Raw genomic sequence first — 2,931 nt, forward strand, 5'->3', positions numbered from 1 at the left:
GGCAAGAAGCTGGGGTAATACTATTGTTTATAGAGTGGTGCGGTGTGGAAGTTTCATTTGGCTTTATTCTGTAAATACGTAAAAGCGTAAAAACGGAAATGTGTAAAAAAGGAAAAGGCTTTATGTCGTTAGAGGCGTTGTGGTTAATGGTACGCAATGTATAGGGATCGTGTTTTCGAAGGTAGGAAGAACAACATAAATGGAAAGAGTGGCTTAGAGGAAGCGTGTGAAGAGAGAGAAAATGGGGAAGGCTGTATGGGAAATGCGTAGAGTATGAAGTGTGGGGCAGTGAAGCATGTTGTGAATGGTGTGTGAAGAATGGAGAAGGTTTTTGAGAAAAGGAAGGGCTTCTGGCGTGGGGGGAGAGTGGTGTTTATCTGAAGGGCGCATGTTTAAGGTGTGGAAGGTGAGGAAAAGTTGGAGAGAGGATGATTGTGAGTAAGTTGTGGAGGGATTAGTCAGAGGTGTTGGGAAAATGCTTTAGGGGAAAAAATTAGCGTAATTTCTTGTCACACTGAAACCAAAATCATCATAAAAATTGAAGGAAATTAGCGGGTAAAATTGGTGAAAAAAAAGTTTTTATTCTTAAGGTGTGGGATGACGTTTTTTGAGAACATGAGAGAGTAAACTTGAAAAACCTTTCCCTTTTTGTGGAATTTTTATTCACAAACTTAAGAAAATAGGATATGAACGCTGGAAATAACGCGCAGCTTAACAAAATATGTGCACTGTAAAGGAAATGTTTGTTTATGTCAAAAGAAGAAGTTTTAGAATTTTCTGGTATCGTTACTGAACTCTTACCTAACGCGATGTTTCGTGTGAAACTGGAAAATGATCATGAAATTATTGCCCATACCGCTGGTAGAATGCGGAAAAATCGTATACGGGTGTTGGCCGGTGATAAAATCATGGTGGAAATGACACCTTATGATTTGACAAAAGGGCGTATTACATATCGCTATAAGTAGCCTCGTGGGTGGCTTGCACTTTTTTCTAAAAGCTATCATATTATTTCTATTATTTTTTAACAGTTTTTTAGTTTGCTTTTCATGAGTGAAAAAAGGGGAGTGTTTGAAGAGCCTTGAAAAACTGTAAAATCGATGCGGAAAAAGGATAAGGAGATCAATAGCGCTTAAAAGGGAGGCTAAAGGGGCGCTTAAAAGGGGGCGCTAAAGGGGGCGAGAGGGAAGTCAATTGTGAAGGGGTGGAAATGAGAAATATAAGAGAGTGGGGGGAAAAACGTTTGGCAGATACTCTTACAGAAGAAATTCATTTGGTGCTTGCCTCCGCTTCGCCAAGGCGTTTAGCGCTCTTGGCACAAATAGGGATTGATCCCCAGCAGGTTTATGCAAGCGATATTGATGAAACGCCAAAATTAAAAGAACATCCTGCAAACCTTGCCAAACGTTTGGCAAAAGAAAAAGCACTGAAAGCCCAAAAAATTTTGCGCTGGTACAGTCAGAATGGTCAAGACGAGTTGCAGAATGGTCAAGAAAAATTACCTGGACAGAAAATGATTATCTTGGCGGCTGATACCGTGGTGGCTGTTGGGCGGACCATTTTCCCCAAACCAGAAAGCGAGGATGAGGCTTATGAATGTTTACGATACCTTTCTGGGCGTTCGCATAAGGTCTATGGTGCCATTTGTGCGCTCAATGAACGTGGAAAAATAACCGTAAAATTGGTTGAAAGTCGTGTTCGCTTTAGACGCTTAACCTCTGCCATGATGAAGGCTTACCTTGCTTCAGGAGAATGGCAAGGGAAAGCAGGTGGCTACGCTATCCAAGGAAAAGCAGGGGCTTTTGTTGTCCATATCACGGGTTCTTATTCTAATGTTGTGGGATTGCCTTTGGCTGAAACAGCCGATCTCTTGACCGCTTATCACTATCCACTTTTCACTCACTGGGCTGAACAAACGCATTAGAAAAACTTTAAGGTAAGATCAATGCAAGGTGAAAAGCAACAAAAAGAGAAAAGCAAAAATGAAAAAAAAGCAACAGAAGAAAAGTTAATGAAGAAGCCAATGACAAAGGTGTGCCAAGAACAAAAAGAGCTAAATTTGCAAAAAGAGACCCGTCCTCCACATCCTTGTCCTATTTGTGGTCAGATGTCACAAAAATCTTCTTATCCTTTTTGTTCCACACGGTGCCGAGCTATTGATCTTAATCGTTGGCTTTCAGGCTCTTATATTTTACCACCCCCACCACAAGTAAGTGATGAAGAAGAATAAAGAGTTCTCTTGAGAAAGAACGCTAAAGCGTTTTTTTTGTGTGGAAACTGAAGGGGAGGCGCGCGGGATTATCGTAAATGTATTTAAGAGCTGGATTAACGGCTTGCTTATTATCGTCATTCGCAAAGACGCAGATTAAGTTCAATCAACGATGGAAGTTTTAATACATATCTAAGACTTATCTCCAGAGGTTTTGTTTACCATGGATAATTATAAATTGCTTTGTTGCATGAAGGTCGATGGAGCTTTGTTGCGTGAAAGTTGTTGGTGCCTTTAGGGTGTGAGGAAAAATTGATAGTCCAATCAGTATTGCTAACGAAAAAAGAGGGGTGCGTGTTTTGGTGCAAAGAGACGTGGTAATAAAAAGTTGCTTGTTGGAGCTTTGTTGCGTGAAAGTTGTTGGTGCCTTTAGGGTGTGAGGAAAAATTGGTCATCTAATCAGTATTGCTAACGAAAAAGAAGGGGTGCGTGTTTTGGTGCAAAGAGACGGGGTAACAAAAAATAGCTTGTTGGTGCTTTGTTGCGTGAAAGTTGTTGGTGCCTTTAGGGTGTGAGGAAAAATTGATCATCTAATCAGTATTGCTAACGAAAAAGAAGGGGTGCGTGTTTTGGTGCAAAGAGATGGGGCAGTAAAAAATCGCTTGTTAGTGCTTTGTTGCGTGAAAGTTGTTGGTGCCTTTAGGGTGTGAGGAAAAATTGAT

Annotated in this window: 3 protein-coding genes; all 3 read left to right on the forward strand. The window is 40.8% G+C overall.

Going from position 1 to position 2,931, the window contains the following annotated elements:
- Window positions 1–749: 749 nt before the first annotated feature.
- The 3 genes from infA to yacG all read left to right on the forward strand — a co-directional run bounded on the left by infA (window position 750) and on the right by yacG (window position 2,230).
- The gene (gene infA / locus ACFIL3_RS08255) at window positions 750–968 is read left to right on the forward strand and encodes a translation initiation factor IF-1 (protein ID WP_004857577.1); all 219 of its coding nucleotides are present in this window, start codon (window positions 750–752) and stop codon (window positions 966–968) included.
- A 242-nt stretch (window positions 969–1,210) separates the two neighbouring features.
- Complete coding sequence (locus ACFIL3_RS08260) at window positions 1,211–1,924, forward strand: Maf family nucleotide pyrophosphatase (protein ID WP_375611669.1); 714 nt, start codon at window positions 1,211–1,213, stop codon at window positions 1,922–1,924.
- A 21-nt stretch (window positions 1,925–1,945) separates the two neighbouring features.
- Window positions 1,946–2,230 (forward strand): DNA gyrase inhibitor YacG, encoded by a 285-nt coding sequence (gene yacG / locus ACFIL3_RS08265; RefSeq protein ID WP_375611670.1) that lies wholly within the window; start codon window positions 1,946–1,948, stop codon window positions 2,228–2,230.
- Window positions 2,231–2,931: the final 701 nt, after the last annotated feature.

The organism is Bartonella sp. CE47NXGY (genome assembly GCF_042195415.1).
Taxonomy (GTDB): Bacteria; Pseudomonadota; Alphaproteobacteria; order Rhizobiales; family Rhizobiaceae; genus Bartonella.